This is a genomic window from uncultured Anaerofustis sp., assembly GCF_938029165.1.
Taxonomy (GTDB): domain Bacteria; phylum Bacillota; class Clostridia; order Eubacteriales; family Anaerofustaceae; genus Anaerofustis.
The window spans coordinates 144,592-169,330 of the sequence record NZ_CALHFB010000039.1; the positions used below are offsets into that span (position 1 = coordinate 144,592).

At 32.7% G+C, this 24,739-nt stretch carries 23 protein-coding genes and 5 tRNA genes; 9 read left to right on the forward strand and 19 right to left on the reverse strand.

Translation table 11 applies throughout. The features are described 5' to 3' along the window. Positions 1–5 precede the first annotated feature (5 nt). On the forward strand, positions 6–383 hold the full coding sequence (locus tag Q0516_RS05415) for a DUF4186 domain-containing protein (RefSeq protein ID WP_294463977.1): 378 nt from the start codon (positions 6–8) through the stop codon (positions 381–383). Between the two features lie 75 nt (positions 384–458). Here the strand turns inward: Q0516_RS05415 and Q0516_RS05420 are convergent, their stop codons facing one another. From Q0516_RS05420 to Q0516_RS05455, 8 genes are all read right to left on the reverse strand, one after another. After that, positions 459–1,793: an MATE family efflux transporter gene (locus tag Q0516_RS05420; protein ID WP_294463980.1), complete on the reverse strand. Its 1,335-nt coding sequence runs from the start codon at positions 1,791–1,793 to the stop codon at positions 459–461. Continuing rightward, complete coding sequence (locus tag Q0516_RS05425; protein WP_294463984.1) at positions 1,790–2,647, reverse strand: AraC family transcriptional regulator; 858 nt, start codon at positions 2,645–2,647, stop codon at positions 1,790–1,792. The genes Q0516_RS05420 and Q0516_RS05425 overlap by 4 nt, the downstream gene beginning before the upstream one ends. Before the next feature lie 170 nt (positions 2,648–2,817). Further along, positions 2,818–3,048, reverse strand: coding sequence for a KH domain-containing protein (locus Q0516_RS05430; RefSeq protein ID WP_007051039.1), 231 nt, complete (start codon positions 3,046–3,048; stop codon positions 2,818–2,820). 13 nt (positions 3,049–3,061) lie between these two features. After that, on the reverse strand, positions 3,062–3,304 hold the full coding sequence (gene rpsP / locus Q0516_RS05435; RefSeq protein ID WP_007051038.1) for a 30S ribosomal protein S16: 243 nt from the start codon (positions 3,302–3,304) through the stop codon (positions 3,062–3,064). A 69-nt stretch (positions 3,305–3,373) separates the two neighbouring features. Further along, complete coding sequence (ffh, locus tag Q0516_RS05440) at positions 3,374–4,696, reverse strand: signal recognition particle protein (RefSeq protein WP_257480928.1); 1,323 nt, start codon at positions 4,694–4,696, stop codon at positions 3,374–3,376. Between the two features lie 13 nt (positions 4,697–4,709). Then, a complete protein-coding gene (ylxM, locus tag Q0516_RS05445; protein ID WP_294464006.1) occupies positions 4,710–5,024 on the reverse strand; it encodes a YlxM family DNA-binding protein in 315 nt (104 codons plus the stop codon). Positions 5,025–5,104: 80 nt separating this feature from the next. Next, positions 5,105–5,935, reverse strand: coding sequence for a GIY-YIG nuclease family protein (locus Q0516_RS05450; protein ID WP_294464009.1), 831 nt, complete (start codon positions 5,933–5,935; stop codon positions 5,105–5,107). Positions 5,936–6,077: 142 nt separating this feature from the next. Further along, positions 6,078–7,406 carry a RuBisCO large subunit C-terminal-like domain-containing protein gene (locus Q0516_RS05455; protein ID WP_294464013.1) on the reverse strand — a complete coding sequence of 443 codons (1,329 nt, stop codon included), beginning with the start codon at positions 7,404–7,406 and terminating at the stop codon, positions 6,078–6,080. Between the two features lie 357 nt (positions 7,407–7,763). Here Q0516_RS05455 and Q0516_RS05460 point away from each other — a divergent pair, with 357 nt between their 5' ends. From Q0516_RS05460 to Q0516_RS05480, 5 genes are all read left to right on the forward strand, one after another. Then, a complete protein-coding gene (locus Q0516_RS05460) occupies positions 7,764–8,936 on the forward strand; it encodes a polysaccharide deacetylase family protein (RefSeq protein ID WP_294464017.1) in 1,173 nt (390 codons plus the stop codon). A 96-nt stretch (positions 8,937–9,032) separates the two neighbouring features. Beyond that, positions 9,033–9,108: transfer RNA gene (locus Q0516_RS05465), tRNA-Val, on the forward strand. Between the two features lie 21 nt (positions 9,109–9,129). Beyond that, a tRNA-Asp gene (locus Q0516_RS05470) sits at positions 9,130–9,206 on the forward strand. Positions 9,207–9,212: 6 nt separating this feature from the next. Next, positions 9,213–9,288: transfer RNA gene (locus Q0516_RS05475), tRNA-Phe, on the forward strand. A gap of 5 nt (positions 9,289–9,293) precedes the next feature. Then, a tRNA-Gly gene (locus Q0516_RS05480) sits at positions 9,294–9,368 on the forward strand. Positions 9,369–9,667: 299 nt separating this feature from the next. Here Q0516_RS05480 and Q0516_RS05485 read toward each other — a convergent pair. From Q0516_RS05485 to Q0516_RS05495, 3 genes are all read right to left on the reverse strand, one after another. Next, complete coding sequence (locus tag Q0516_RS05485; RefSeq protein WP_294464021.1) at positions 9,668–10,087, reverse strand: DUF2000 domain-containing protein; 420 nt, start codon at positions 10,085–10,087, stop codon at positions 9,668–9,670. Positions 10,088–10,446: 359 nt separating this feature from the next. After that, positions 10,447–10,755: an MGMT family protein gene (locus Q0516_RS05490; RefSeq protein ID WP_294464023.1), complete on the reverse strand. Its 309-nt coding sequence runs from the start codon at positions 10,753–10,755 to the stop codon at positions 10,447–10,449. Continuing rightward, positions 10,755–11,294 (reverse strand): methylated-DNA--[protein]-cysteine S-methyltransferase, encoded by a 540-nt coding sequence (locus Q0516_RS05495; protein ID WP_294464026.1) that lies wholly within the window; start codon positions 11,292–11,294, stop codon positions 10,755–10,757. The genes Q0516_RS05490 and Q0516_RS05495 overlap by 1 nt, the downstream gene beginning before the upstream one ends. A 298-nt stretch (positions 11,295–11,592) precedes the next feature. Here Q0516_RS05495 and Q0516_RS05500 point away from each other — a divergent pair. Together Q0516_RS05500 and Q0516_RS05505 are read left to right on the forward strand one after the other, a co-directional pair. Beyond that, positions 11,593–11,681, forward strand: a tRNA-Leu gene (locus Q0516_RS05500). Positions 11,682–12,327: 646 nt separating this feature from the next. Continuing rightward, positions 12,328–16,884 carry an InlB B-repeat-containing protein gene (locus tag Q0516_RS05505; protein WP_294464030.1) on the forward strand — a complete coding sequence of 1,519 codons (4,557 nt, stop codon included), beginning with the start codon at positions 12,328–12,330 and terminating at the stop codon, positions 16,882–16,884. Between the two features lie 53 nt (positions 16,885–16,937). On the opposite strand, the gene Q0516_RS05510 is transcribed toward Q0516_RS05505, so the two are convergent. After that, a complete protein-coding gene (locus Q0516_RS05510) occupies positions 16,938–17,732 on the reverse strand; it encodes an enoyl-CoA hydratase-related protein (RefSeq protein ID WP_294464033.1) in 795 nt (264 codons plus the stop codon). A gap of 43 nt (positions 17,733–17,775) precedes the next feature. Then, entirely contained in the window at positions 17,776–19,128 is a 1,353-nt protein-coding gene (locus Q0516_RS05515; protein ID WP_294464036.1) for a butyryl-CoA:acetate CoA-transferase, read from the reverse strand. A 254-nt stretch (positions 19,129–19,382) separates the two neighbouring features. Here Q0516_RS05515 and Q0516_RS05520 point away from each other — a divergent pair, with 254 nt between their 5' ends. After that, entirely contained in the window at positions 19,383–19,805 is a 423-nt protein-coding gene (locus Q0516_RS05520) for a hypothetical protein (protein WP_294464039.1), read from the forward strand. A 78-nt stretch (positions 19,806–19,883) separates the two neighbouring features. Here Q0516_RS05520 and Q0516_RS05525 read toward each other — a convergent pair whose 3' ends face one another. The 6 genes from Q0516_RS05525 to Q0516_RS05550 form a co-directional block, all read right to left on the reverse strand. Continuing rightward, positions 19,884–21,182: an SAF domain-containing protein gene (locus Q0516_RS05525; RefSeq protein ID WP_257479779.1), complete on the reverse strand. Its 1,299-nt coding sequence runs from the start codon at positions 21,180–21,182 to the stop codon at positions 19,884–19,886. 2 nt (positions 21,183–21,184) lie between these two features. Continuing rightward, positions 21,185–21,556, reverse strand: a complete 372-nt coding sequence (locus tag Q0516_RS05530; protein WP_256146391.1) for a PTS glucitol/sorbitol transporter subunit IIA — start codon at positions 21,554–21,556, stop codon at positions 21,185–21,187. 43 nt (positions 21,557–21,599) lie between these two features. Next, the gene (locus Q0516_RS05535) at positions 21,600–22,592 is read right to left on the reverse strand and encodes a PTS glucitol/sorbitol transporter subunit IIB (protein WP_256146392.1); all 993 of its coding nucleotides are present in this window, start codon (positions 22,590–22,592) and stop codon (positions 21,600–21,602) included. Positions 22,593–22,607: 15 nt separating this feature from the next. Then, positions 22,608–23,132, reverse strand: coding sequence for a PTS glucitol/sorbitol transporter subunit IIC (locus Q0516_RS05540; RefSeq protein ID WP_256146393.1), 525 nt, complete (start codon positions 23,130–23,132; stop codon positions 22,608–22,610). 112 nt (positions 23,133–23,244) lie between these two features. After that, positions 23,245–23,709, reverse strand: a complete 465-nt coding sequence (locus Q0516_RS05545) for a transcriptional regulator GutM (RefSeq protein ID WP_299237537.1) — start codon at positions 23,707–23,709, stop codon at positions 23,245–23,247. After that, entirely contained in the window at positions 23,675–24,619 is a 945-nt protein-coding gene (locus Q0516_RS05550; RefSeq protein WP_294464077.1) for a sugar-binding transcriptional regulator, read from the reverse strand. The genes Q0516_RS05545 and Q0516_RS05550 overlap by 35 nt, the downstream gene beginning before the upstream one ends. Positions 24,620–24,739: the final 120 nt, after the last annotated feature.

Consider the following 24,739-nt stretch of genomic DNA (forward strand, 5'->3'; position numbering starts at 1 on the left):
AAAAAATGGATAATAAGGAATATGAAACAATGAAAATAGAAAATATTCTTGAAAGGTTATCTAAATCAAAGTTCAGGACAAGTTTTCATTTAAAAAATAAAGATATGGATTATATTGATAAAAAAGGATTAGATGTAATAAATGATCATGCAAGAGACTTTATATATAAAAGATTATCCCCTGCCATTATACCAAATGACGGGAAACAAACCCCGACAAAAAATCATCCTGTCTTCATTGCTCAGCATGCCACTGCCACATGCTGCAGAAAATGTTTATATAAATGGCATAAAATAGAGATGAATAAAGAACTGCCAAAAGAAGAACAAGAGTATATTGTTAAAATCATAATGACGTGGATAGAAAGAGAATATAATCATTAAAAAATCATACTAAGTATCTTTATGAAACTTAATATGATTGAGTATGATATGAATATAAATAAATTATTTAAATTCTTAAATAGTTTTAATAAAATATATGGATATAAACATGGTAATAAACTCAGATAATGGAACTGCCAGCCAAACACCGTTTACGCCAAATAGTATGGGAAGAGTAAGTAACCCTATCGTTATAAAACAAAACGTTCTTAAGAAAGAAATCATAGCAGAAACTTTCCCATTGGATAAAGCAGTAAAGAGTGCGGAAGAAAAAATATTGAACCCGCAAAATAAAAAGCTAATTGGAAAAATAAAAAATCCATTTCTTGCAATATCATATACTTCACTTCCAGCTGGAGAAAATACACTTACCAGACGATATCCAAAAAACATAGATATCATGAAAACCAATATAGATATAAAACCAATGAAAGTAATACTGTTTTTAATCAAAGTTTTTAATCTATTATGATTTTTACTCCCGTAATTAAAACTCATAATCGGAGAAACACCCATAGAAAATCCGATAAATAAAGTGGAAAGCATAAACTGTGAATAAATAATTATAGTAATGGCAGCAACTCCATTCTCTCCGAGAAGTTTCATCATTACCAAATTAAAAAGAAACGTAGTAATGGCAGTTGCAAGCTGACTTACCATTTCCGATGAACCGTTATACAAACTTTTAAATATCATATTTATATCAAATTTAGGTTTTTTAAAATATAACATACCCTTTGAAGTCAGAAAAAATATAATTCCTATTACGGACGGGAGCACATATCCTATACCCGTTCCAAGGGCTGAACCTTTTATCCCCATATTAAAAATCACAATGAATATATAATCCAGTATCATATTCATCATTCCTGCACTGATTGATAAAATCATACCAAATCCGGGATGCCCGGCAGTAACAATTAGAGATTGGAACAAGACTTGAAGGATACCGGCAGGGGTAAATATTAGGATTATCAATAAATAATCTTTACAGTAACTATATAAAATTTCACTTGCCCCTAAGCTCCAAATTATTTTATCTATGAAGATTATCCCTAATATGGAAATAATTATTCCTATAGTAATTCCAAAAATCACAATAAGAGAAAGGTTTTCTCTCGCTTCTTTATAATCCCCCTCCCCCATCTTCGAAGCAATGATTGCACTCGAACCTGTAGCAATCATAGTCCCTATCCCTACTACAATATTTATTATGGGACAAACTATATTTATTGAACTAAGAGCATTGGTATTTACAAACCTTGAAACAAATATAGTATCTATAATCGTATATAACCCCATAAAAATCATCATTATTATAGTAGGAAAAGCAAATTTCAAAAGAGAAGATAAATTAAAATCACGAGAAAGGATATTTTCACGAGAATTGGTCATATTTTCATTACTCATAAAAGTTCCTCAAACCCTTTTCTCTTAAGTATCATTTTTTGGGTGGGATAACCAAATTCCGTCAACAAGTCACTCTCTATAAACCCTAAAGTCAACAATAACTCCCTATAACCTCTGTCCGCTTTATCACCTTCTCTAAAAGTTGTAATACTTATCATTTCTCTATTTGAACTTAAGTCATTAAATATTTTGCTGATAAATGTTATTAATATCTCTCTTTTATTATATTTAGGATGAACTGCAAGAAAATCTATATTTCCTTTTTGTATACTATAAAACATTACTGCAATAGCATTATCATTATATTTAATAATAAAAGCTTCTTTATTTTGGATGTGTTCGATAAGACTTTCCATATACTGCGCTTGCTCAAATCCCGGAAACCCGTCTACCACAAGCTTTACAAGATCCATACATTTTTCAATATCATCTTTACTTACAATGTCGATATCTTCCGGCGTAAATATCTCATATTTTAAATTTATAAAATCTTTTCCAATGAAAAACCTTAGCTGAAGAGGATAGAATGATTTTCTTTCTCTGAACTTTTTTGGAGATATTTTATACATATCTTTAAAAGCATTGGAGAAAGCCTGCTGACTTTCATACCCTGAGTTCAATGCAATTTCTATTATCGGTTTATCAGTAAACACCAGAAATTCTGCAGACTCTGTCAAACGTCTTCTGTTAATATAATCATGAATAGTTACGCCTACGATATTTGAAAATAAACGATGGAGATGATATTTAGAGTAATTCATTACTTTTGATATATCATCAATACTCAAATTTTCGTATAAGTGATTTTCAATATAATCGATGATTTCATTAATTATCTTTATTTTATTGATCATGCTCTGCCTCCTTTCTTATAAAATTTTATCAAAAATAATAATCGTAGTTTTAATGGATCTTGCTGTTTTTATAAATTTTAAATCATTCATTAGTTTAAATATTCTTTAAATAATGATTTTAGCATATTTTTATTAAACAAATAAAAAAACACCGACCTGCGGTGTTTTTATTATTCTTCGATGTCTAAAACAACTCTCTTTTCTTCTTTGGTTGCAGCAGCTTTTAATACGCTTCTTATAGCTTTTGCAATTCTGCCTTGTTTACCGATAACTTTGCCCATATCGTCTTTTGACACTTTGAGCTTGATGACTGTAAGATTTTCCTTTTCAACTTGTCTTACTTCAACTTCGTCGGGATTATCTACCAAAGCCTTTGCAATCGTTTCTATTAATTCAACCATATCGGTCTCCTAACTATTTTGTGATACCATTTTGTTTGAAAAGTTTAGCAACAGTATCTGTAGGTTTAGCACCTTTGTTTAACCATTCTTTTGCTTTTTCAGCATCGATTTCTACACTTTTTTCACCTACAGGTTTATAGTGTCCAAGTAAAGCAATGCTCTTGCCGTCTCTTGCTGTTCTTTCGTCTGCTACTACTATTCTGTAGTAAGGTTGTTTTTTTGCACCCATTCTTTTTAATCTGATTTTTACTGCCATGTTTTTTCTCCTTTTATTTGTACTATTATGTTTTTATATATAAAGAAATTAAATTTCTTTTTGACTGTTTTACATAAACGGAAGTTTCATTCCCGGAAATTTCATCTTACCGGAATTCAACTGCTTCATCATCTTCTTGCTTTGTTCAAAACCTGTAAGAAGTTTATTTACATCGCTTACCTTTGTTCCGCTTCCGGCTGCTATCCTCTTTCTTCTGCTTGCATTTATTATATTGGGATTTTGTCTTTCTTTAATCGTCATAGACTGGATAATAGCTTTTTGTTTAATCAAGTCTTTTTCACTTATTGCCATACCTTTAAGCTTTCCCGCTCCTGGAAGCATTGATAACAAGCCTTCTATCCCGCCCATTTTGTTCATGCTTTCCATTTGATCCAAGAAATCTTCCAAAGTGAAAGAATTCTTTCTCATTTTTTCTTCCATTTTTTTAGCTTCTTTTTCATCATAAATGGTTTCTGCTTTTTCTATCAGAGATAAGACATCTCCCATTCCGAGTATTCTCGAAGCTACTCTATCAGGATGGAAAGGTTCAAAATCTTCCATTTTTTCACCAAATGCAGAAAACTTTATAGGTTTCTTGGTTATATAAGTAACACTAAGGGCTGCTCCGCCTCTTGCGTCGGAATCGAGTTTAGAAAGGATAAATCCTGTTATTTCCAGACTTTCATCAAATGCTTTTGCTGCGTCAACCGCCTGCTGACCCATCAATGAATCTATAACAAATAATGTTTCGTTTGGATTTATAGCCTTTTTGACTTTTACTGCTTCTTCCATCATTTCGCTGTCCACATGCTGTCTTCCGGCTGTATCGACGATGATTATATCCGCACCGATTTTTTTTCCGTACTCAACACCCTTTTTAGCTATCTTACCCGCATCTTTTTTATCAAGTGTAAATACTTCTATGTCGAGTCCTTCACCGAGAACTTTTAACTGGTCGACAGCTGCGGCTCTATGGATATCACATGCAACAAATACTACTTTTTTATTCTTCTTATTTTTAAAGAAGTTACCCATTTTACCGATACTTGTAGTTTTACCGCTGCCCTGAACCCCTACAACCATTATTACCGTAGGTCCGTTATCGGCAAAGGTTATATCTCTGCTTTCGCCTCCGAGCAAAGTTATAAGTTCGTTATTGACTATCTTTATTACTTGCTGTCCGGGAGTTAAAGACTTTAAGACCTCTTCTCCCATACATTTTTCTTTTAAATTATTTGCAAATGTCTTAACTACTTTGTAGTTTACATCCGCTTCCAAAAGCGACATCCTGATTTCTCTTAAAGCCGCATCTATATCTTTCTCGGTAAGCTTACCTTTTCCTCTAAGTTTCTTAAAGGTTGCTTGCAGTTTATCTCCTAAAGCTTCAAACAAGGTCTATACCTCCTTATAGGTTTTCTCTTATCTCTTTTATTAATGATAAGGACTCTTTGTCTTTACTCAATTCTTCCAATCTATTTAACAGTTCAATATTTTCTTCATATTTTTTTAGTAAATTTAATTTTTCATCGTATTCCAATATTATCTTTTCAGCTCTCTTCAAAGTATCATGAACACCTTGACGAGAAATATTTAACATACTCGCAATCTCACTGAGTGAAATATCATCATCGTAATAATATTCCAATACCTTTAATTGCTTATGTGTAAGCAGAGATGAATAAATATCTATTAAATATGACATTTTAAAATACTTTTCCATACTTCTCTCCTTATACTGACTAAGAGATTATAACAAAAGAAAAACATATTGTCAAGGGTTTTTACTTGACAATATGTTTTTTAACTTTCTAAATCATTTATCGTTTTTTTATTTTTTGTCCTCCACTCAGTTCTTCCATTTGCATTTCTTCCCATAACAATAGCCGCAGCAAGAGAAGGACTTGTAAACAAATAATCTTTTGTGAATTTATAATCTACAATTACTTTTTCTTCAATAAGCTTATTTCTTAAATTTAACAGTGAATAAGAGATGCTTTTAGTTGTATCACTAGCAATTTGTGAATCTTTAAAAACTACAAAACCATCACTCGTAAGCATACCCATTGCATCTGCCCCTCTAATAGCCTTTATATACATCATACTTTCATTATTAATCGTTGTTATTTCATCAGCTATATGTTCAAATACCTTTTTTCCTAGCAAACTTATTAACAACAAAGAATTATCAAAAAATTCTTTTAGCATAGACTCATCATACTCTGAAACAGATGATTTGGTTGGTACTGTATTATTAATAAGTTTTGCCCTGTCTTCGTCTTTTGCCTTTTTATAAAATGAATGCTCCAAATATTTAACATGAGCTTTATTTAAGTAATTGTCTTTACTTAATAAGACAATTACTTCTGTCCAATAGTCTTTATCTTTTAAATGTTGATTTATTCTATTTGAAATTTGCTCAGCTTCTCCAACATATACAGTATCATTATTCATATCATCTTTTCCAAACAAAAAATAAACACCAGTATATTCAGAATCATCCCTTTTTAAAAATTCCTTTAAGTGTGTTCTTGAGAATTTATATACACGACCATTCCAATTAGATAATTCACACATAACTATCCCTTTTGGATTGCCATCGAACATTAATATATTAACACTTTTATTAAACATACATACTCCCTAACTCATAATAAAAATTTCTATATTAATATTACCAAAATTTATCATAAAACAAAACCCCCGACTTTCGTCGGGGGTTAATTTTTTAATTATAATATTTAGAGGTAAACATATTTTATATTCAATTAAACGCTTATTTCTTCATATCGAATAAGTCTTCTTTTTCACCGCATCCCCAGTCATCCAAAGCAATTTGTAGATCCGGTTTATCTTTAGCATATTCTCTAAGCGGAATTCCTGCCATTGCTCCGTCAATAGATTGTCTAAGAGCTCTAGCACCAGCTGTAGCACCATTTCTATGTCCGTGAACAGCACCGCCGGCAGCGATCATAACGTCTGTACCTACTTCGTAAATAGTATCAGGAACTACACCTTGATACATTCCGCCGCTTGGTGCAGGTAAACAATCTTTTATATTATGGAACTTCATCTTAAGATCTCTGCATGTTCTTAAGTAAGAGTCTCTAAGTACAGGAATCTTTCCATAATAGTTTGTTGTAATAGCCATATCAGCACCTGCTAATCTTGCTAATTTACCCCAAAGCAGTGCTACTGCAACACCTGTGTCAGGAGAGTAAGACTGTGCAGCAGCATAGTCAGGGTGAGACATAACTGGAATCTGAATGTTTGGATCTTCAGCTAATTGTCTAAGAGCAGAGAAACCTGCTGTGTATGTATTAATCATTAACGCATTTGCTCCTGCGTCAATTGCTCTGTAAGCTAAATCTTTGATTTTAAAACTATCTTCTGTTAAATTAACTGTATAAAGTTTCTTTTCACCTGTTTGTTCAAAAGCTCTTTTACCTGCATCTGTAATAGCTTGAACTCTTTTTTCAATAGGACACCATGCTGGGTCAGCAACAAGAAGTTCATCATCTTTGATTACATCGATACCGCCTAAGTATGCATCATATGCCATTATTCCACCTTGTTCAGGAGTCCATCCTGTATCAGGTTTGATCATAGCACATGTAAGAGGTCTTTCAGGAATATCAAGGATATCTCTTACACCTTGGATACCAAATTTAGGACCTTGGAAATGGTCTGTATATTCTTTAGGAAATTCAAGATCTAATAATTTAAGTCTTGCAGCTGAAATATTACCTATAGCTGTTGTAAAAATCATTGGGAAGTTAGTACCGATGTTTTCCCATGGGAAAGCAAGTCTAACTATCATATCTCTGTATTGAATTCCATCAGGAAGTTCCCTGTCGTAAGCAGGTGTTTCATATATACCTATAACTTTTGCAGCATGTCTTTCAACAATATCATCTGTTTCAAAAGGAACATCTATCCATGTACCTGTAGCTTGCTCTGCAGCGATTGATTCTGCAAACTTAGCAAGGTCAAGTTCCATAGGATTTGTACCTTTACCTCTCATATAATATGTAGCTACGATATGTTTACTCATATCTAAACTTTCACTACATTGGAACATCATAGGGTTATACTTTTGTTTCATTTTAAAAATCCTCCTCAAAACTTAATAATGTTTAACCATCTACCCTTATTGCAAAGACGTTGTATTCGTAAAACATAATCCTGTCTTTACGCTTATATGATAACATGGTAATTATGTTTTGTCAACTAAATAATTTATATTTATCATAAATATGTGAAATATTTATCATTGCTTCATGATTTTAACATAAAAATTAAAATTTCATTAATATTATAAGAAACTGGTTTTAATTGGCAAAAATAGTGGTATTATAGCTAAAGGAAATAATTTTAATATAAATCAACAATATAAAAATATTAGACCATTTTATTACATATATTAAATAGTAAGAGATTATTAAAGAGAGGAATAAATACATTGGCTAAAAACAAAAATAAACATAATGATGAATTCTCAAATAGGGATAAAAAACTTAAATTTTTTATAAAAAATAACAGATATTATTTAATAATAATAGTACTTGTAATAGGAATTATAAGTATCGTGGCATTTAACGTAAAGCATTTTAGCAAATCTACAAACACGGAAAATAATATAGCATCAAAAGATAAAATAGAAGATAAAAGTATAGATTATAAAAAAGTAAAGCCAAATGAAGCCGGAGATATCATGGTAATCATGTATCATAGTATTGATAATAAAGCAAAACACTTCCCATGGCATAGAAATAAACAAGAATTTAAAGAAGACCTTGAATATATGTATAAAAACGGATATGTTTTAATATCTATGAAAGAATACTTAAGTAATGATATAAATATCCCCGCAGGTAAAACACCTATTCTCCTCACATTTGATGACGGATTAAAAAGCTGCTTTTCACTTGTGAAAAATAAAGAAGGCAAACTGGTCGTTAATAAAGATACGTTAGTCGGTATATTGGAAGAATTTAAATCAGAACACCCTGACTTCGGTTCGGGAGGTGTACTATACGTAACGGAAAATCCATTTGACTATGATGCTTACTATAATAATAAAACAGAAGGTAATTATCAGGATAAATTCAGAGTACTCACCGACTTGGGATATGAAATAGGAAACCATACTTATCATCATTATAATATGAATAACTTGAACAAAAGTGAAATAATGGAAGAAATAGGCAAAGTAAATAATTTAGTATATAAAAATAATAATAAAATACCTACGTCCTATCTCGCATACCCATATGGAGATAAGCCAAAAGAAGAAAATTTAAAAGCTGTTAAAAACGGAGAATATAAGGGAATAAAATATAATATACAAAGTGCGGTCCTAGCAGCTCCTGAACCGCCATATTTTACAAATCCCATAAACAAAAACTTTGACCCTTACTATATAAGCAGAGCAATAGCAAACAAAGGTCAGCACATGGATATGTACTGGTATTTTAATTATTATAAAAAACACCCAGAAAAGAAATATATATCTGACGGAGATAATACGATTTTATCGATCCCCGCTGATTACAAAAAAAATATAAACAATGAAAAAACAAAGAGTTTTAAAACAGTTTATTATGATAAAAAAACATATAAAACCGTCGAATAATACCTAGTTTATTTACAGTAAAAATTTATTAAAAAAATACCAAATATTACTTGACATAAACCTTTTGTTATTATATAATAAATCAGCACTGTAAGTGGTCGCATAGCTCAGCTGGGAGAGCACCTGCCTTACAAGCAGGGGGTCATAGGTTCGAGCCCTATTGCGACCACCATTTAAAATTTAATAACAATGCGGCTCGGTAGTTCAGCTGGTTAGAATGCTAGCCTGTCACGCTAGAGGTCGAGGGTTCGAGTCCCTTCCGAGTCGCCATTTTATGCCCAGGTAGCTCAGTAGGTAGAGCAGCGGACTGAAAATCCGCGTGTCGGTGGTTCGATCCCGCCCTTGGGCACCATCTATGCGAAAGTGGCTCAGTGGTAGAGCATCGCCTTGCCAAGGCGAGGGTCGCGAGTTCGAATCTCGTCTTTCGCTCCAATAATATAAACATAAATCAATCTGAAATATGATTGATTTTTTTATTGCTAAAATCATATATCCCCAAATATAATAAACATATTTTGAATTCAATCAAAGTCATAAATGATATTTGCCTTTTATATTATAATTTCAAACAAATTATCTTAAATTAAATATTTTCTAATATCAAATAAGACTTATGATTGTTTACTCGGTTATATATTAATATTATTAAATTATACTAATAATTTTTATTTTAATTAATACAATAATCGTTTTATTTATAAAAATTTAGATAAAACTAATAAAATAAAAATTTATCTTAGTAACCCCATACTCCCGGTCAGTTTATTTATAAGTTTCTTATTACCGTAGAGCGCTAAGCCAAAGTAAGTCATCTCACTTGAATTTACTTTTCTTATTTTTTCTATATATTCATCGTAAATATTACAAGACTGAGCAATATCTGAAAAATTAGCAACCACAATATCTTTATATTTTTCATCACTTAGTTTATTTATCAAATCGCTTAATACATCTTTATTCCCCTTTAAAATTGGGATAGGTATGCTTATGATACCCATATGCTCATTTCCATCTTTATCTGTCACATCTACTCCTACTAAATCGGGATAATGACTTCCAAGAGTATTACCGAGTATAGCCGCAGTATTGGCAATGAAACCCAGAGGTAATGTTTCATCAATAACCATTACGCATTTTTTTTCTTCATTCATTTTTATGTCCTTTCCAAACAATTTAATTAAGAAAAAGTATACATTAAAAAAATTTAAATACTATATTGATAATATTTTTAAATTTTATACTCTTCCCTTTTTTCATAATCTACAAAAGATAATATCATTTTATGAAATTTATTTATTGTACAAAATTGATAATAAAAAAAATCTTACATACATTATCAAAAAGTCATATAATAATATTGATATATAGAAGCTGAATCAAGGAAAATCATGTATAATTCAAATCATAAAACACATTCTTAGATTAGTATTAAACCATAGGTTTAAATAAAATAAAAAACACATGGTCATATTAAACCGATGTGTTTTTTATTTTATCAATTCATATTTTATCATATAATCCATTTATGTATCTTCATATCAACATGCTCATCATCTTTGAATGTTACGCCTTCATTTTTAAGCAGTTCTTTTTGAGAATGGAAATTAGGTGCAAGCCTTCCATTATGATTAACGACTCTATGACAGGGATATTCACCGTAGTATTCAGACATGGAAAGTATCTTCCCAACCAATCTGGAATTCTTTGGTATGTCTGCCAAACCTGCGATTTGCCCGTAAGTCGCAACTCTTCCTTTTGGGATTTCTTCAACTATTGAAAGAACAAGAAATATCAAATCATCATCCAATACTTTTCCCATTACAATGCAGTACCTTTCTTTGGGATAAATAAATTTGACATATCAACATCTTCAAGTTCCAATAGTTTTATCTTTTTTTCTATCCCCCCGGCATATCCGGTAAGACTCCCGTTAGAACCGACTACTCTGTGGCAAGGGATGATTATGGATATCGGATTATGGGATACTGCACCGCCCACTGCCTGTGCAGACATAGTCTCTATCCCTTTTTCTCTGGCTATTTCTTTTGCGATATCATTATATGTAATAACTTTTCCGTAAGGTATTTTACAAAGTATTTTCCATACGCTTTTCCTAAAGTCACTTCCTGCCGGTTCTAATTCCAATTCATTTATTTCGGGTCTTTCCTTAAAAAAGTATCGATCTAACCAATTCTTAGTTTTATTTAGAATTTTAATGTTATCATTTTCCGTAATTTCTTCTTTTAATCCGGCTAAATAATATTTTTGATTTTCTATCCATAATCCAATCAGTTTATCATTCTTTGATGCAATCAGTATATCGCCTATGGGAGATCTATAATGTGTAGTATAAATCATTTGGTTCACTTCCTTATTGAAAATTAACTTTATATCACATAAAATTTTAGGTCATTTTTATTATATCTCTTTATTTAAATCAATTATAACATTATATAACCATAAATTATATTTAATATTTATATTTCATATTAACTTATAACAATAAATGTCTAATCGGCTTATATAGTACCTCCTCAATATAATATTTTTTTACTTTTTTTTGACAAACTATTGTAAATTTGGAAACATTTGATATAATAAGCTAGTAACTGATCATTTTAGTTCCAAGGTATTATTTAAGATAATATCACACCATGCCGAAGTGGCGGAACTGGCAGACGCACAGGACTTAAAATCCTGCGATCCTTACCGATCGTACCGGTTCGATTCCGGTCTTCGGCACCATCCTTTTATGTTAAGACCTTTAGGTCTTTTTTTATTATTTTTATCACACTAAATCCCTCATTACTATTATATTTCTAAAATTACATACAGTAATAATTTTCTCATTTTCTAACAAACTTCTAACAAGCACACAAAAACTCAAATAGAGCTATTTTAAATGAATACTAAAAGAAATATACATTTTCATAAAGCACATTTAAGTTTTTTATTTCTCCTTTATAAATCAATCAAAAAAAGAGTATATAAACTCTCTCCCCTATTTTATATCGAATTAATTTATTCTCTAATTATCAGAATATAAGAATAATTATAAGTCATAAATATAACTTAAAATGCATCAATTATAAAACAATTTTATGACTTAAAACGCTACTAAAACTATAAATAAAGTAACAAAAGTATAAAAACAAAATAATTTGTCATTTTATTTAATATATTTTAAAAATTTGTAATATAAATATAAAAACAATAGCTATATTTTACTTATATTTAATATACCATAAGTGTCGCAAAATGTATACATTTTGCGACATTATATAGTTATAACCATAAAAATAAAACTATATTTACAATTCTAAAATTATTGTTAAATAACAATAAAAGCGTTTTTTAATTTACTATTATAATTTTGCTAAGGGGGATTAAAATGAAAAAAACAGTAAAAAAATCTTTGATTGTGTTACTCATATTCTCGTTATGTTTTTATTTTGGTTTATCAAGTATATTTGCTCAGACTATAAATGAAAATAATAATGAAAATGTATCAGTCACAACAACTCAAAGTGAAGATGATGTCGGGGAAAATACAATAACTAAGTTCGGGGACTTAGATGTAAAAGAAATCATTCTAAAAGAAAAGATACCTATTGAAAATTTAGATTTACCGGACGTAGTGGATGTTTATCTTAATAATGGGAGTAATCCAACCTCACTGGATGTATCATGGGAATGTCCGGAATATGACAAAGAAAACACTTCTTACATATTAAAACCGATTTTTGAAGATAAGTATATATTATCTAAAGAAATAAAAGAAGAAGATATCCCAACCATAGAAGTTAAAATAAATGAAGACGTAAAAAAAGAAGAAAGCAAAAATACAAAAAATACATCTGAAAAATCAAAAAAAGTACGAAGTGCAGATAACGAATATAAAATAGGTACAAGCGGAGATTATAAAGATTTCACAGAAGCTTTAAATGCTCTTCCGGATGATAATGCAGGTGATGTTATATTCAACGTCACGGATGCTTTGTATACCGGTTATGATTATAAGACGGTGGAAATCCCAACAAATAAAGGAATAACTTCTTTAACCATAAAAACGGATCTGCCGTCAGTAAAAGTCGATGAATACGATAGAGTAAGCATATTTTTAAATGGGATCAAATTTACACTTGACAGCAATATAGATATGGGATCTACCATATACGGAGGCGGTAACGGAAAAGATATATCTTCAAACGCAGATGTAACGATTAATGAAAATTCTGCCGTTACAAATATATATGGCGGAAGTAAAAATGCAGACCTAACGGGAAATACAAATATAAAAGTAAAAGGCAGAGTATATACTAATTTAGTCGGAGGATGTTTATCTTCCGCAAACGCTGACAATACCGATATAACTGCGAATATGCACGGTTCAGCAAAGATAACTATCGAGGAAACCGGTCAGGCAAGATATATTTACGGAGGAAGCATGGCGACGGTCCCTAATAGCGGAGATGTAAAACTAACAAGCACAAGCAGTGTATCGGGTTCTGTGGATATATTGATAAAAGGACTATCTGAAGAAGTATACGGAGGTGGACATGCAGGACCTTCTTCATATGTATATAAAACAACCAACACTACATGTACCAACAGCGTCGGAGGCAATATTTCTATAATATTTACCGGAAGCGCAAAAGGTGCAAATGACAATGAAATGGAATTATATGGCGGCGGAAGAGCAATGGGAACACAATCTGACACCAATCATGCAACGCTTACGGTAAAAGGTAATATCAATATTGAAGCTATTGAAGATAATTATGCCTCAGTCTCACAGGAAAACAACCAAGCGTTTAATAGATTTTTTGGAGGCGGACAAGCACTATATTCTAACGCTGTATTAAATGTTGAAGGAAATGTAACTATAAAAAGTGCCAGGGCATGCTGGGAAAGCAGCATGGGTCTCACCGGAGGCGGATATGCCTTATGGGGAGGAACCGCAAATGTAGAGGGAAAGATAAAGCTGGATTTATACAAGATAGATAATCAAATAGCTAAATACGAAAACGTAAACCTGATAATAGGAGGAGGTTTATGTGAATATACACCGGAAGGTTCCAAATCAGAGGCTACCGTAGGAAGCACTGATATTACTATACACGAAGGAACAACATTAATAAGCGGCAGCACTACCGGTCTGAATATCATTGGAGGAGGATATACAGAACAGCCTAATGCAAATGTTGATGTAAAAGGAAGTACCAGTATAAAATTGGAAGATAACCTAAATTTCCAAAGAGGTATATGTGCTGGCGGAGTATTAAGAACATCAAACTGTAAAAATTCTTCTGCAAATGTAGAAAGCACAAACCTAGAATTCGGAGATAATATAAACTTAGATTCAGGGAACATAATTGGAGGAGGATATATTAATGAAGCTATAAATGCCAGTACAGATGTTAAAGAAAGTATTAATATTAAATATGGCAAAAATAATAACTTTGACGGAAAATGGTTATACGGCGGAAGCTTTATAAATGCAGGTTCGGGAAAAGCTAATATTGGAAACAATAATTCAAAAGACGCAATAGTTATAACTGCTGAAGACGGACTTAAGGCAAATCAATTTATATGTGGTGGATATATTCAAAATAATATGAATAAAAGTGAAATTAAAATAACGGGAAATATAAATACGAATTTAAAAGGAGGAAATATAAATTATTTCTTGGGAGGAGGAAGACTTTACGCTTCCAACGGTAATGTAAATATTGATGGCAATATAACTCATAATTTATCTAATTTAGATATCAAAGGTGTATATCCGGGAAGTGCTTCTTATTCCTACAATGAAAGCGACCCGGGAAAAGCAAATATATCAGGTAATGTAGATACAACCATAAAAAACTCGCAAGTAAATGAAGGCATATATACCGGAGGTGTTAATTACTGCGATATAGAAAAAAATGCTAGACTAAACATAAAAGATAGTACTATTAACGCAAATATTTATGCTTTGGGTTCAAATCATAGCTCAATAAAAAATGATTCGATTATATCTCTTCTTGGTTCAACAACAAACAGTAAATATATATTCTCATACCAAAACGGCACAACATGTTCGGCAGGAAGAGTATTGGTTGAAGCAGGAAATGAAATAGAAACCAAAACCAGTACATACACAACCGGAATTTACTCTACCGATAACACAAAACAAACTGATGTAAAAATAAATAATAACGCAGAATTAACACTTACTTATACAGGCACAGACTCTCCGTACCACTTAATGAATATAAATGATATAGATATTGAAAAAGAAGGTAGTTTAATTACAAAATCTGTTCAAAATACTCCTATAAAAGGCAATTTAACAGGAAATGGAACAATAACCATACCTAGCGGAGGAAAAATAACAGGCAGTGGAAAACTAGACGGAAACTTAACATTAAACACTACAGGAACACTGGATAAAGATATAGAGTTTTTTGAATTCGATAAATCCAGTACGGGAAAAGTTAATTTCACCGACCCGAATTATAAATACTATCTCAAAAAAGAAGTCGGAACCGATAAAGCTGTATGGATATTAAAAGAAGGAATCATAATAAATACCAACACTCCAAACAATGGAACCATAACTCCCGGCGGAAAAACAATGATAGGTAAAGGTGAACCGACGGACTTCACTTTTACTCCGGATTACGGATATCAAATAGATGATGTTAAAGTAGGCGGAGTCAGTGTCAAAAATGATATAAAAAAACATGATGACTTAAGAAGCAGTATATATTCATTAACTATGGATATCAACACATCAATAGAAGTATCATTTAAACCTTTGGATAAGGACACAATGGAGGATATAATAAATAATCTACCTAAAGTAGAGGAAACAACACCTCCAAAAGATGAGGAAATTGACAAGATACTTGATGCAAAACTGGATTATGAAGCGCTAAGTGAAGAAGAAAAGAAAAAAGTAGATGTAAACAGTACAGATAATCTTCATGAGAGTTTATCAAAGATCCCTCAAATAGAAGTTGAACTTGCGATCAAGATACAAACAGGAGGAAACGATATAGTAAATATAGATGAAGAGCAAAAGAAACGTTTCCTATACTCTTTAGATGAAAATGATATAAAGGAAGTAAAAGAAAATAATACGCAGCTATTAAAAATCGTCATTGAAATCAATGATATCGAAAAACCTAAAGACGAAGAACAAGAAAAAATCAATAATGTATTATCGGATTATAATATAGGAAAACATTTTATTGTAGATGTAACAAAAGAAAAATATCAAAATAAAGACGACAGTACCCCTATTGCAACAGAGAAAATTACAAAAATGCCTCAAAGTGTAGATTTAACTTTTAAAATACCTGATGAATTAAAACCAAAAGATAATTTAATCTACACATATGCTATGATACATACACATTTTGAAAATGGTACCTATAGTTCTATATTATTAAGTGATAAAGATAATATCAATGAAACCGTAACAATATCCACAAATAAATTTTCAACTTACACAATGGTATACAAAGTAAGCGGTACAAAACCTATCGTATCATATACCGTAAAATTCGATACTATGGGCGGAAGCTTTATCGAACCACAGGAAGTAGAAGAAAATGGAGTAGTTACGGTACCTAAAGATCCCAATAAAAAGAACTATAAATTTAAAGGTTGGTACATAGATAAACAATGTAGTAGATTATGGGACTTTGAAAAAGATAAGGTAACAAAAAATATAACTCTATATGCCGGCTGGAAATCATTAAGTGATAACAATCAGATAACAACAAAACCAAATGATAATAGTACAGGTACATCGGAAAACAGAAAAAACAATAATAAAAATAATATTACAACGGTAAATACAAATGATACCAATCATTTAGGTATTTGGATAGTCTTATCTATTTTTACATTGACAGGCTTGATAATATTGATACAAAAAGCAAAAAAATATAATTAATTAAAAAGACCTCTGATTTAGAGGTCTTTTTTTATGCAGTAAAAATTATTTAATCATTCACCTTTAAAATCGGCTTTTCGTTTTTCTATAAATGCACATACACCTTCTTTAAAATCTTCGGAGGCTATACATTCTCTCTGAGTAGGAACCTCGCCGTCTTTTAAATATTTTTCATAATCTGTATAGTTTGCTTCAAAAAATTGTTTTTTGAGGTTTTTATAAGCAATCAAAGGTCCCTCGGTAATTTTCTTAGCCAAAGCCATTGTAGTTTCTTCAAGCTCATCTTTAGAACATACCTTGTTTACAATTCCAAGTTCCATAGCTTCTACAGCTCCCAAAGGCTTTCCGGTAGCACAAAGCCCAAATGCTTTTGCTATACCAATAGATTTACTTAATAAATAAGTCCCTCCGGTATCAGGCACCAAACCCAGATTAATGAAAGCCTGTATGAACTTAACATTATCCGCACAAACGACAAAATCTCCAGATAATGCAAGGTTTGCTCCTGCACCTGCTGCAGCACCGATAACAGATGTAATTACTATCTTGCTCATTTTCTTTATATTCAAGGATACATATCCGGCTCTCTCAATCAAATCGTCCATATTTATATCTCCGCCGGCTTTGATATTTTTATAGAAATATCCTATATCCCCTCCCGCTGAAAATGCTTTTCCTCCGCTTTTCAAAATAACAACTTTTACACTTGGATCATTTTCACATTTGTCCAGTATATCAAGAAGTTCTTCTGCCATATCCATATCTATTGCATTTAAATTATCGGGATAATTCATTGTAATGGTAGCAATACCATCTTCCACTGTATAAATATTTTTCTTATATTCCATATTTTTTCTCGCTTTCAAATTGTTTAATAGTATATACTAATTATTAAACACGTTTATTAGTTCTGTTCCAGATATGCATTTCGTCAGCTTCTTTAATAAGTTCGTCTCTAAGGTCAGGATGAGAAACCGAAATAATTTTTTCTGCTCTTTCCCATGTTGAAGCTCCTTTGAGATTGACTAATCCGTATTCAGTAACAAGATACTGAGTATTGGCTCTTGTAGCCGTAATTATACCTCCTTCGGTAATGCAAGGTTTTATTCTGCTCTTAAGTGAACCGTCTTTTGTAGGAACAGTGGAAGAACAGCAAATAAAGCTCTTACCGCCTTTAGATTTATATGCACCGAGAACAAAGTCGAGCTGTCCTCCGGCACCGCTTATATGACGAGTCCCCCCTGTTTCGGAAGCAACCTGTCCGAACAAGTCTACTTCAACAGTATTATTAATAGATATAAAATTATCTAAACCTGCAATCACATTGATATCATTTACATAATCTACAGGCGCCGCCATAATGCTCGGATTAGCATCCACAAAATCATAAAGCTTTTGTGTTCCTGCTCCGAAAGTAAACACCTGACGTCCTTTGTCTATACTTTTTCTCTTACCTGTTATCTTTCCTGCCATAGTTATATCAACAAATGAGTCAACATACATTTCTGTATGAACGCCAAGATCCTTTAAATCAGATTTTGCAATCAAAGAACCTACTGCATTAGGCATACCCCCTATACCAAGCTGCAAACATGCTCCGTCAGGTATCTCGGGAACAATCAATTCGGCAACGGCTTCATCTATTTCGCTTGTTTTACCTGAAGGCATTTCTGCCATAGGTCTGTTCGAACTTTCAACTACCATATCGACATTGTCAATATGTACTCCTACTTCAAAACCTCCCAGACAAACCGGCATATTTTCATTAACCTCAACAACAACGGTATCGGAAATCTCACAAAGTGCAGCCAAATGAGAGGCAGAAAGACCAAAGTTAAAGAAACCATGCTTATCCATAGGTGCGACTTGAATAAAAGCTACGTCGACATGCTTGATATTTTCCCTGTAATAACGAGGTACTTCGGAATAACGAATAGGTACATAATAACAAATTCCGGAATTAATAAGTTTCCTTTCGATCCCCGTCGTATGTATGGAATTCCAAATAAGTCTTCCGGGTGCATCTTCAAGCTTTGTTACCTCTGGCTGCCATAATGCTATCCCACCTCTGAATTTTAAATCTCTTAGAGAACTATCTTCCTTCATTCTCTCAGCCAATGCTTTATCCAAGTCTACAGGATGATTCGCACAAAAGCTGTAATCTACCCAGTCCCCCGATTTTACTACCTTTACCGCCTCTTTTGCAGTAGTAAGCTTTTCCTTATATTTAGCTTGATAATCCATAATATACACTTCCTTTCATTAGTCGATTATCCGTTCAAAAAACATTATATTTATACTTATATATTACCTTAGAAAACGTTTTCTGTCAATGTTAAAAACAAGTCACAATATTGTCATTTATACTAAATTATTTTAAATTGTTATATCAAAATATACATTTATTATTATAAATAATAAGCTATGCATTACTTGCTATATACTACTTTATATGATAAAATCAAATAAAAATATAGTTTCATTCAGGAGGGGAAATCATGAAATTAAAAAAAATCATAGCAGTACTTTTAATCGGTCTTATGGCGGTTTCTTTTGTTGCCTGCGGCGGCAGTAATACAGATAGTGAACAGCCTAAGGAAAATCCAATCACAGCAGAGGAATTCAAGACAGAAATAGCAAATTTAGGAATTAAAGCAACAGAGGAAGAAACAATGTTTGAACTTGTAGGTGCAAAATCGGGATATAAATTATCTGCAGACGGTAAAACACTTGAATTATATGCGTTTGACAAAGACAGTGATCAATATAAAAACGCAGAAAAAGACGGGAAACTTACAATGGAATCACTTGGAAGCGATATAACAGAAAATGTTAAGGTTGCAAACGGATATGCAATAATCTTACCTAGTGATTTTCCTCAGTATGAAAAAGTTTTAGCACTTTTTGAAAGACTGGAATAAAATAATATCTATTTAAAAAGACCTCAACGCCGAGGTCTTTTTTTGCAAGTTGTAACAATTTTAATTATTTATTATATTTTATCCGAAGAATCTATCTTGTAATTTTCTAAGCTGAACTATCAAAGAATTATCGTCTAATGATACCATGTCATATGTAATAGTCTGTCCCTTCTTAACGTCTTTAACAAGTTTTGTATTCTTAGTAATAACGCCTAATGGAACTGCATTATCATTAAGCATATTCTGATGAGTATCAACTGTTCCGTAAACAGTATATCCACCGATACCGTCTAACATTTCGCCTGCTTTTAAATCTTTTTTAGCAACAGCAACGGTTTCGCAAACAAGTCCGCCGTCCATAGGAACCAATGTAGAAATGTTATCTAAAACAGCTTTAGCAACTGTTAATGGAGTTTCCAAAGAACATAAATGATATGGTCTATAAAGTACCCAGTTAGGACCTTCTCCCATGCTTAAGTAATTCATTTCATGTTTAACGAACGGAAGATCACTTGAAATGATTACAAATACACCAGGTGCTATCCCGTTGACCCATTCAACTTTTCCATATCCGTTTTCAAGGATACCGCCTTCACTTGTAGGTCTGAATAAGTTCGGTAAATCTTTTACTTCTGCTTCAGGACCGTGTCCGCCCCTTATATCAGGTATAAAGCCTGTGGAGTTAGCCATAGCCGTAAGTTCTACCATTGTCTTTGTACCGTCTGTAAATGCAGTCTGCATCTTAGGACTAACGCCTCTCTTAGCTGCATATTCTGCTAAAGAAGTAGGGTTTGCATCTAAATCTATAGCATTATTTTTACCTTTACCTATAACTCTTACATCAAAACCTGCTGCAGTTGCGAAATCATATAATTCCTTTACTGCACCCGGTTCATCCCCTGCACTTCCGGTATAAATAACGCCGGCATTATCAGCTAATTTTTTAAGCATAGGACCGATAACTACATCGGTTTCAACGTTGAGCATACAGATATGTTTGCCTTCATTTATAGAGTCGATAGCGACTTTTGCACCTACTTCAGGAACTCCCGTCGCGTCTACTGCGGCAGCAATAAGATTAGCTTTTGCACCAATTTCAGAATTTTCCGTAGCAATATACTTTCCTTTTTCCAAGTAAGTATTGGCTTCACTCAATTTATTTGTTATAATATAGTCATCTTTGGTTAATCCAGAGTTTTCAAATGCGGCAACGACATTATCGATATTAATGTCGGCTACTACAGCGGGTTTCATACCTTTCATCCTGATCATTTGACTGGTCATGCCCCTGCCCATTTGTCCCGCTCCTATTATACTGGTCATAATAGGAGCATTTTTTTCTTCCAGTTCAGCTAGCTTATAATTCATTCTTAACATATCTATTTATGTCCTCCTAAAAATTTTATTTGAATATAATCTCCCTGTTTTAACTCAGGAAGTTTTTCACCTTTTAATTGAATTTGTCCCGGAAGTTCAACCTCATCTTTACCGCCGAACACCAAACAGCAATGTCCAAGCATCTTAAATGTATCGTTCGCTTCAGCTCCTACAGCTGTGACAACATAATCATCGTCTCCCAAAGACATAAAATCCCCAACCTTTATTTCACTGTCAAGTTCCTTTTTTTCATGAAGAACAGATAATTCTGCAAGTTCCAATGGTGCATCTTCATTAAATAAGATAAGCATTTTTTCTTCCAAAAAATCCAACGCGATATCGCCAAATCCAATTATTTTTGATTTATAATCCATACCCTAACTTTCCTTATGTAAATTTTTTTATGATTTCAAATTATTAATATAGTCCAAATGAGAATAAGTATGCAATTACTACTGCAAGAGGACCTGTTATAAGTCTTGAGAATAGCATTGCAGGTACCCCGATTTCAACTGTTGAAGGTTCTGCTTCCCCAAGTGATAAACCAACCGGTACAAAGTCTGCACCAACTTGAGCATCTATTGCAAATAATGCAGGAAGTGCATAACTTGGAGGGATATTTCCTTTTGCTATTTCAGCACCGACTAAAACACCGACTACCTGAGCAATAACAGCGCCCGGTCCGAGAACTGGTGATAAGAATGGGATTGCACAAATAACGGATAGTAAGATCATTCCAGGTAATGAACCAGCCAGTGGACTGATTGCCTTAGCAATAATATCACCGATACCCGATGCTGTGATGATACCAAGAAGCATACTAACGAATGCCATGAATGGTAAAATATTTCTTATTGTCGTGTCAATAGCATCTCTACCTGCTGCAAAGAATTTATTTACAACTCCGCCAACCGCTTTACCTATTTTAGAAACTACTCCGATAAATCCCTTTTGTCCGCCTGTAGCATCTTCTTTTGCAGATGATTCTGAACTATCAGCTGTTACTTCAGGTTCAGGAGTGTCTACTTTTACTTCTCCGTCATATAACGAAACTTCTTTTTCGCTTACGTCCGAAACGTAATTATCTTCATGTATGTACTGAGCAAGAGGTCCGGTTGCTCCGCCCGGTTCCAAGTTAACGGTCAATACGCCTTTTCTAGGATATACTCCGCATCTTGCAGTACCGCCGCAGTCTACTACAACAACTGCCATTTCATCATCAGGTACCCCTGTTGAAAATGCATCTATTGCTTCTGCGCCTGTTAAATCGGCTATATACTGTGCAACGGGATGTATACCACCGCCTGTAACACTGGCTATCTTATTTTTCTTTTCTGTTGGTTGTATAACTAACGGTCCACCCCAACCCTGTGATCCTTTTTCAATTATAACGGCTTTAAATTTACTCACTTTTATTTCTCCTTTCTATGCGTTTACGCTTTTCTTGTTCATGATTGCGTAAATTCTTTCTGTTACAACGCCTCTGATTAAGATTACAACAACACCAACCAAGAAATATCGTAGTGCCAAAGGTGTAGTACTAAGATTTAACTTAGTTAGACCGTTCGCAATACCCAAGAAAACGAAAAGTTCACCGGCATTTGCATGTGGGAATAATCCTGTTATCGGATGGCAGAATGAAACCGTAGAATCATAGAATGCAACCTTGTGTTCTTCTTTTAAGAAACGACCGAAAGAATATGCCATTGGGTTACATAAGAAGAACATAGCAAGTATAGGCATCAAAGTATATCTTGTGATAAAACTTTTTGATAGTACCTTCATGAACTTATCAACTCTTTCTTCACCGATTATTTTAATAAGAGCGTTAATAGCTGTTATCAAAACAATAAGTGTAGGGATAATTCCGGTTACCCAGCCGATAAATTGCTCTCCTCCTGCATTAAATAATCCGATAAAACCTTCTGCAAGTTTTGTTAAGAATTCCATTAAAATTCTCCTTTCTATTATTTTTTATATTCTATGAAAGACTTTTGTCTTAACATACAAAATATATCTATGCATTTTCCGCTACCGTATCACCTCCTATTAGCTTTTCTTCTCATACTTCTTCTGCTTTACTTTTTTCCAAAACTCCTATAAGCCCATTGACTGCCTGAAGTAAAGCACTTCCTTTTTCTCTTCTTTTTTTACTTCTAAAAGTTTTAACTTTTAATTGCTCTTCTGTTTTTATTTCATAAATAGATCTGCCAACCAAATCATTAAATGGTTTAAATCTTGCAAACACACTAAATCCATTCATCATTTGTCCTTTGGTAACAAGTCCGTTATTATCGCATGCAAGTATAACAATGACCCCATATACGAAATACTGTTTATCTTTTCCTACACTGACATTTCCGTACTTATGTACTTCATTAAATGAAACGCTGAAATTCTTAGCCTGTTTATATGTAAGTAAAGAATTAAAAATCATAAGTACAAATGCAGCTAAAAATATTTTCCACATATTATTTATTATCCTTTCAAATCTATTTATCGAGTAATAACTTTGCAGTTTCTGCATTGGTTACCAAAACATTTATAAGTTTTCCGTTTATAGCCCCGTAAATCGCATCTAACTTTTCTCTACCGGAACTTATTCCTACCACTCTTTTGATTTTTCTCAAATTATCGATCTTAAATCCAAAAACATATTTATTATAAGAATAGTTTGTATCTCCGTTTATATCATACATCTGAAGGCATATATCACCTACTATGCCCATATTTCTCATTTCATCTATATCTTCATTATTATAATATCCGGTCTCCATCATAGTAGAACCTTCAACCGCCGTTCCTATACCAACAACCGCTGTAGTCATATTATCCATTAAATCGAGGACCTGCTTAATGTGTATATCGTTTTTAAGGCTATCCATTAAATTTTTATCAAGTATCATAGCCGGAGCATGAAGAAGATGATATTCCCCTCCAAATGCTCTCGAAAAATCAATTACGACTTGATTACAGTGATACTCTATACCTACTTGCCCCATACCTCCAAGGAGAGGTATGAAAGAGATATTTCTAGGTTTTTCTTGTCTAATGTGAGGAGCAATTGTTTTTATCGTTTTACCCATGGAAAGTCCGACGACCTCGCCGTCCTTTAACGCTCTTTGAAGGTATGAGGCACAAGCTTTTCCTAAATAATCCTGTTCATAAGCTACATCAACGGCATCGGAAGCTATAATAACTTCATGAAGTCCGAACTTTTCTTCCAAGGCTTTTTCCAGCTTATAATAATTATTTTTCAGTGGATTAATAACTTCAATTTTTACAATCCCTTCGTTCTTAGCATTTTTAAGAATCCTTGAAATTGTAGCTCTGGAAATTTCAAGTTTTTGTGCAATCTCTTCTTGTCTCATATCGTTGTTGTAATAAAGGTCACATACTTTTACCATTAATCGTGTGTCATCGAAAACTTTTTTCATGAAATTTCCTCCTATTTTGCTTATTGAAATTTATTTCTATATATTTTATTTTTACATTTGTTCAGTATTTGAAATATTGTTCTTATTACGCTTTTATAATAATCCAATTAGAGTAAAAAG

Bases quoted from the DNA above. Each gene is read 5' to 3' on its own strand.
- ylxM (WP_294464006.1), bottom strand. From the start codon at position 5,024: ATGGAAAAGTATTTTAAAATGTCATATTTAATAGATATTTATTCATCT.
- Q0516_RS05490 (WP_294464023.1), bottom strand. From the start codon at position 10,755: ATGGGAAAAGTATTGGATGATGATTTGATATTTCTTGTTCTTTCAATA.
- Q0516_RS05485 (WP_294464021.1), bottom strand. From the start codon at position 10,087: ATGAATGAAGAAAAAAAATGCGTAATGGTTATTGATGAAACATTACCT.
- rpsP (WP_007051038.1), bottom strand. From the start codon at position 3,304: ATGGCAGTAAAAATCAGATTAAAAAGAATGGGTGCAAAAAAACAACCT.
- Q0516_RS05525 (WP_257479779.1), bottom strand. From the start codon at position 21,182: ATGTTAAGAATGAATTATAAGCTAGCTGAACTGGAAGAAAAAAATGCT.
- Q0516_RS05505 (WP_294464030.1), top strand. From the start codon at position 12,328: ATGAAAAAAACAGTAAAAAAATCTTTGATTGTGTTACTCATATTCTCG.
- Q0516_RS05455 (WP_294464013.1), bottom strand. From the start codon at position 7,406: ATGAAACAAAAGTATAACCCTATGATGTTCCAATGTAGTGAAAGTTTA.
- Q0516_RS05515 (WP_294464036.1), bottom strand. From the start codon at position 19,128: ATGGATTATCAAGCTAAATATAAGGAAAAGCTTACTACTGCAAAAGAG.
- Q0516_RS05415 (WP_294463977.1), top strand. From the start codon at position 6: ATGGATAATAAGGAATATGAAACAATGAAAATAGAAAATATTCTTGAA.
- Q0516_RS05540 (WP_256146393.1), bottom strand. From the start codon at position 23,132: ATGGAATTCTTAACAAAACTTGCAGAAGGTTTTATCGGATTATTTAAT.
- Q0516_RS05430 (WP_007051039.1), bottom strand. From the start codon at position 3,048: ATGGTTGAATTAATAGAAACGATTGCAAAGGCTTTGGTAGATAATCCC.
- Q0516_RS05545 (WP_299237537.1), bottom strand. From the start codon at position 23,709: ATGCAGAAACTGCAAAGTTATTACTCGATAAATAGATTTGAAAGGATA.
- Q0516_RS05550 (WP_294464077.1), bottom strand. From the start codon at position 24,619: ATGAAAAAAGTTTTCGATGACACACGATTAATGGTAAAAGTATGTGAC.
- Q0516_RS05530 (WP_256146391.1), bottom strand. From the start codon at position 21,556: ATGGATTATAAATCAAAAATAATTGGATTTGGCGATATCGCGTTGGAT.
- Q0516_RS05450 (WP_294464009.1), bottom strand. From the start codon at position 5,935: ATGTTTAATAAAAGTGTTAATATATTAATGTTCGATGGCAATCCAAAA.
- Q0516_RS05495 (WP_294464026.1), bottom strand. From the start codon at position 11,294: ATGATTTATACTACACATTATAGATCTCCCATAGGCGATATACTGATT.
- Q0516_RS05420 (WP_294463980.1), bottom strand. From the start codon at position 1,793: ATGAGTAATGAAAATATGACCAATTCTCGTGAAAATATCCTTTCTCGT.
- Q0516_RS05520 (WP_294464039.1), top strand. From the start codon at position 19,383: ATGAAATTAAAAAAAATCATAGCAGTACTTTTAATCGGTCTTATGGCG.
- Q0516_RS05425 (WP_294463984.1), bottom strand. From the start codon at position 2,647: ATGATCAATAAAATAAAGATAATTAATGAAATCATCGATTATATTGAA.
- Q0516_RS05510 (WP_294464033.1), bottom strand. From the start codon at position 17,732: ATGGAATATAAGAAAAATATTTATACAGTGGAAGATGGTATTGCTACC.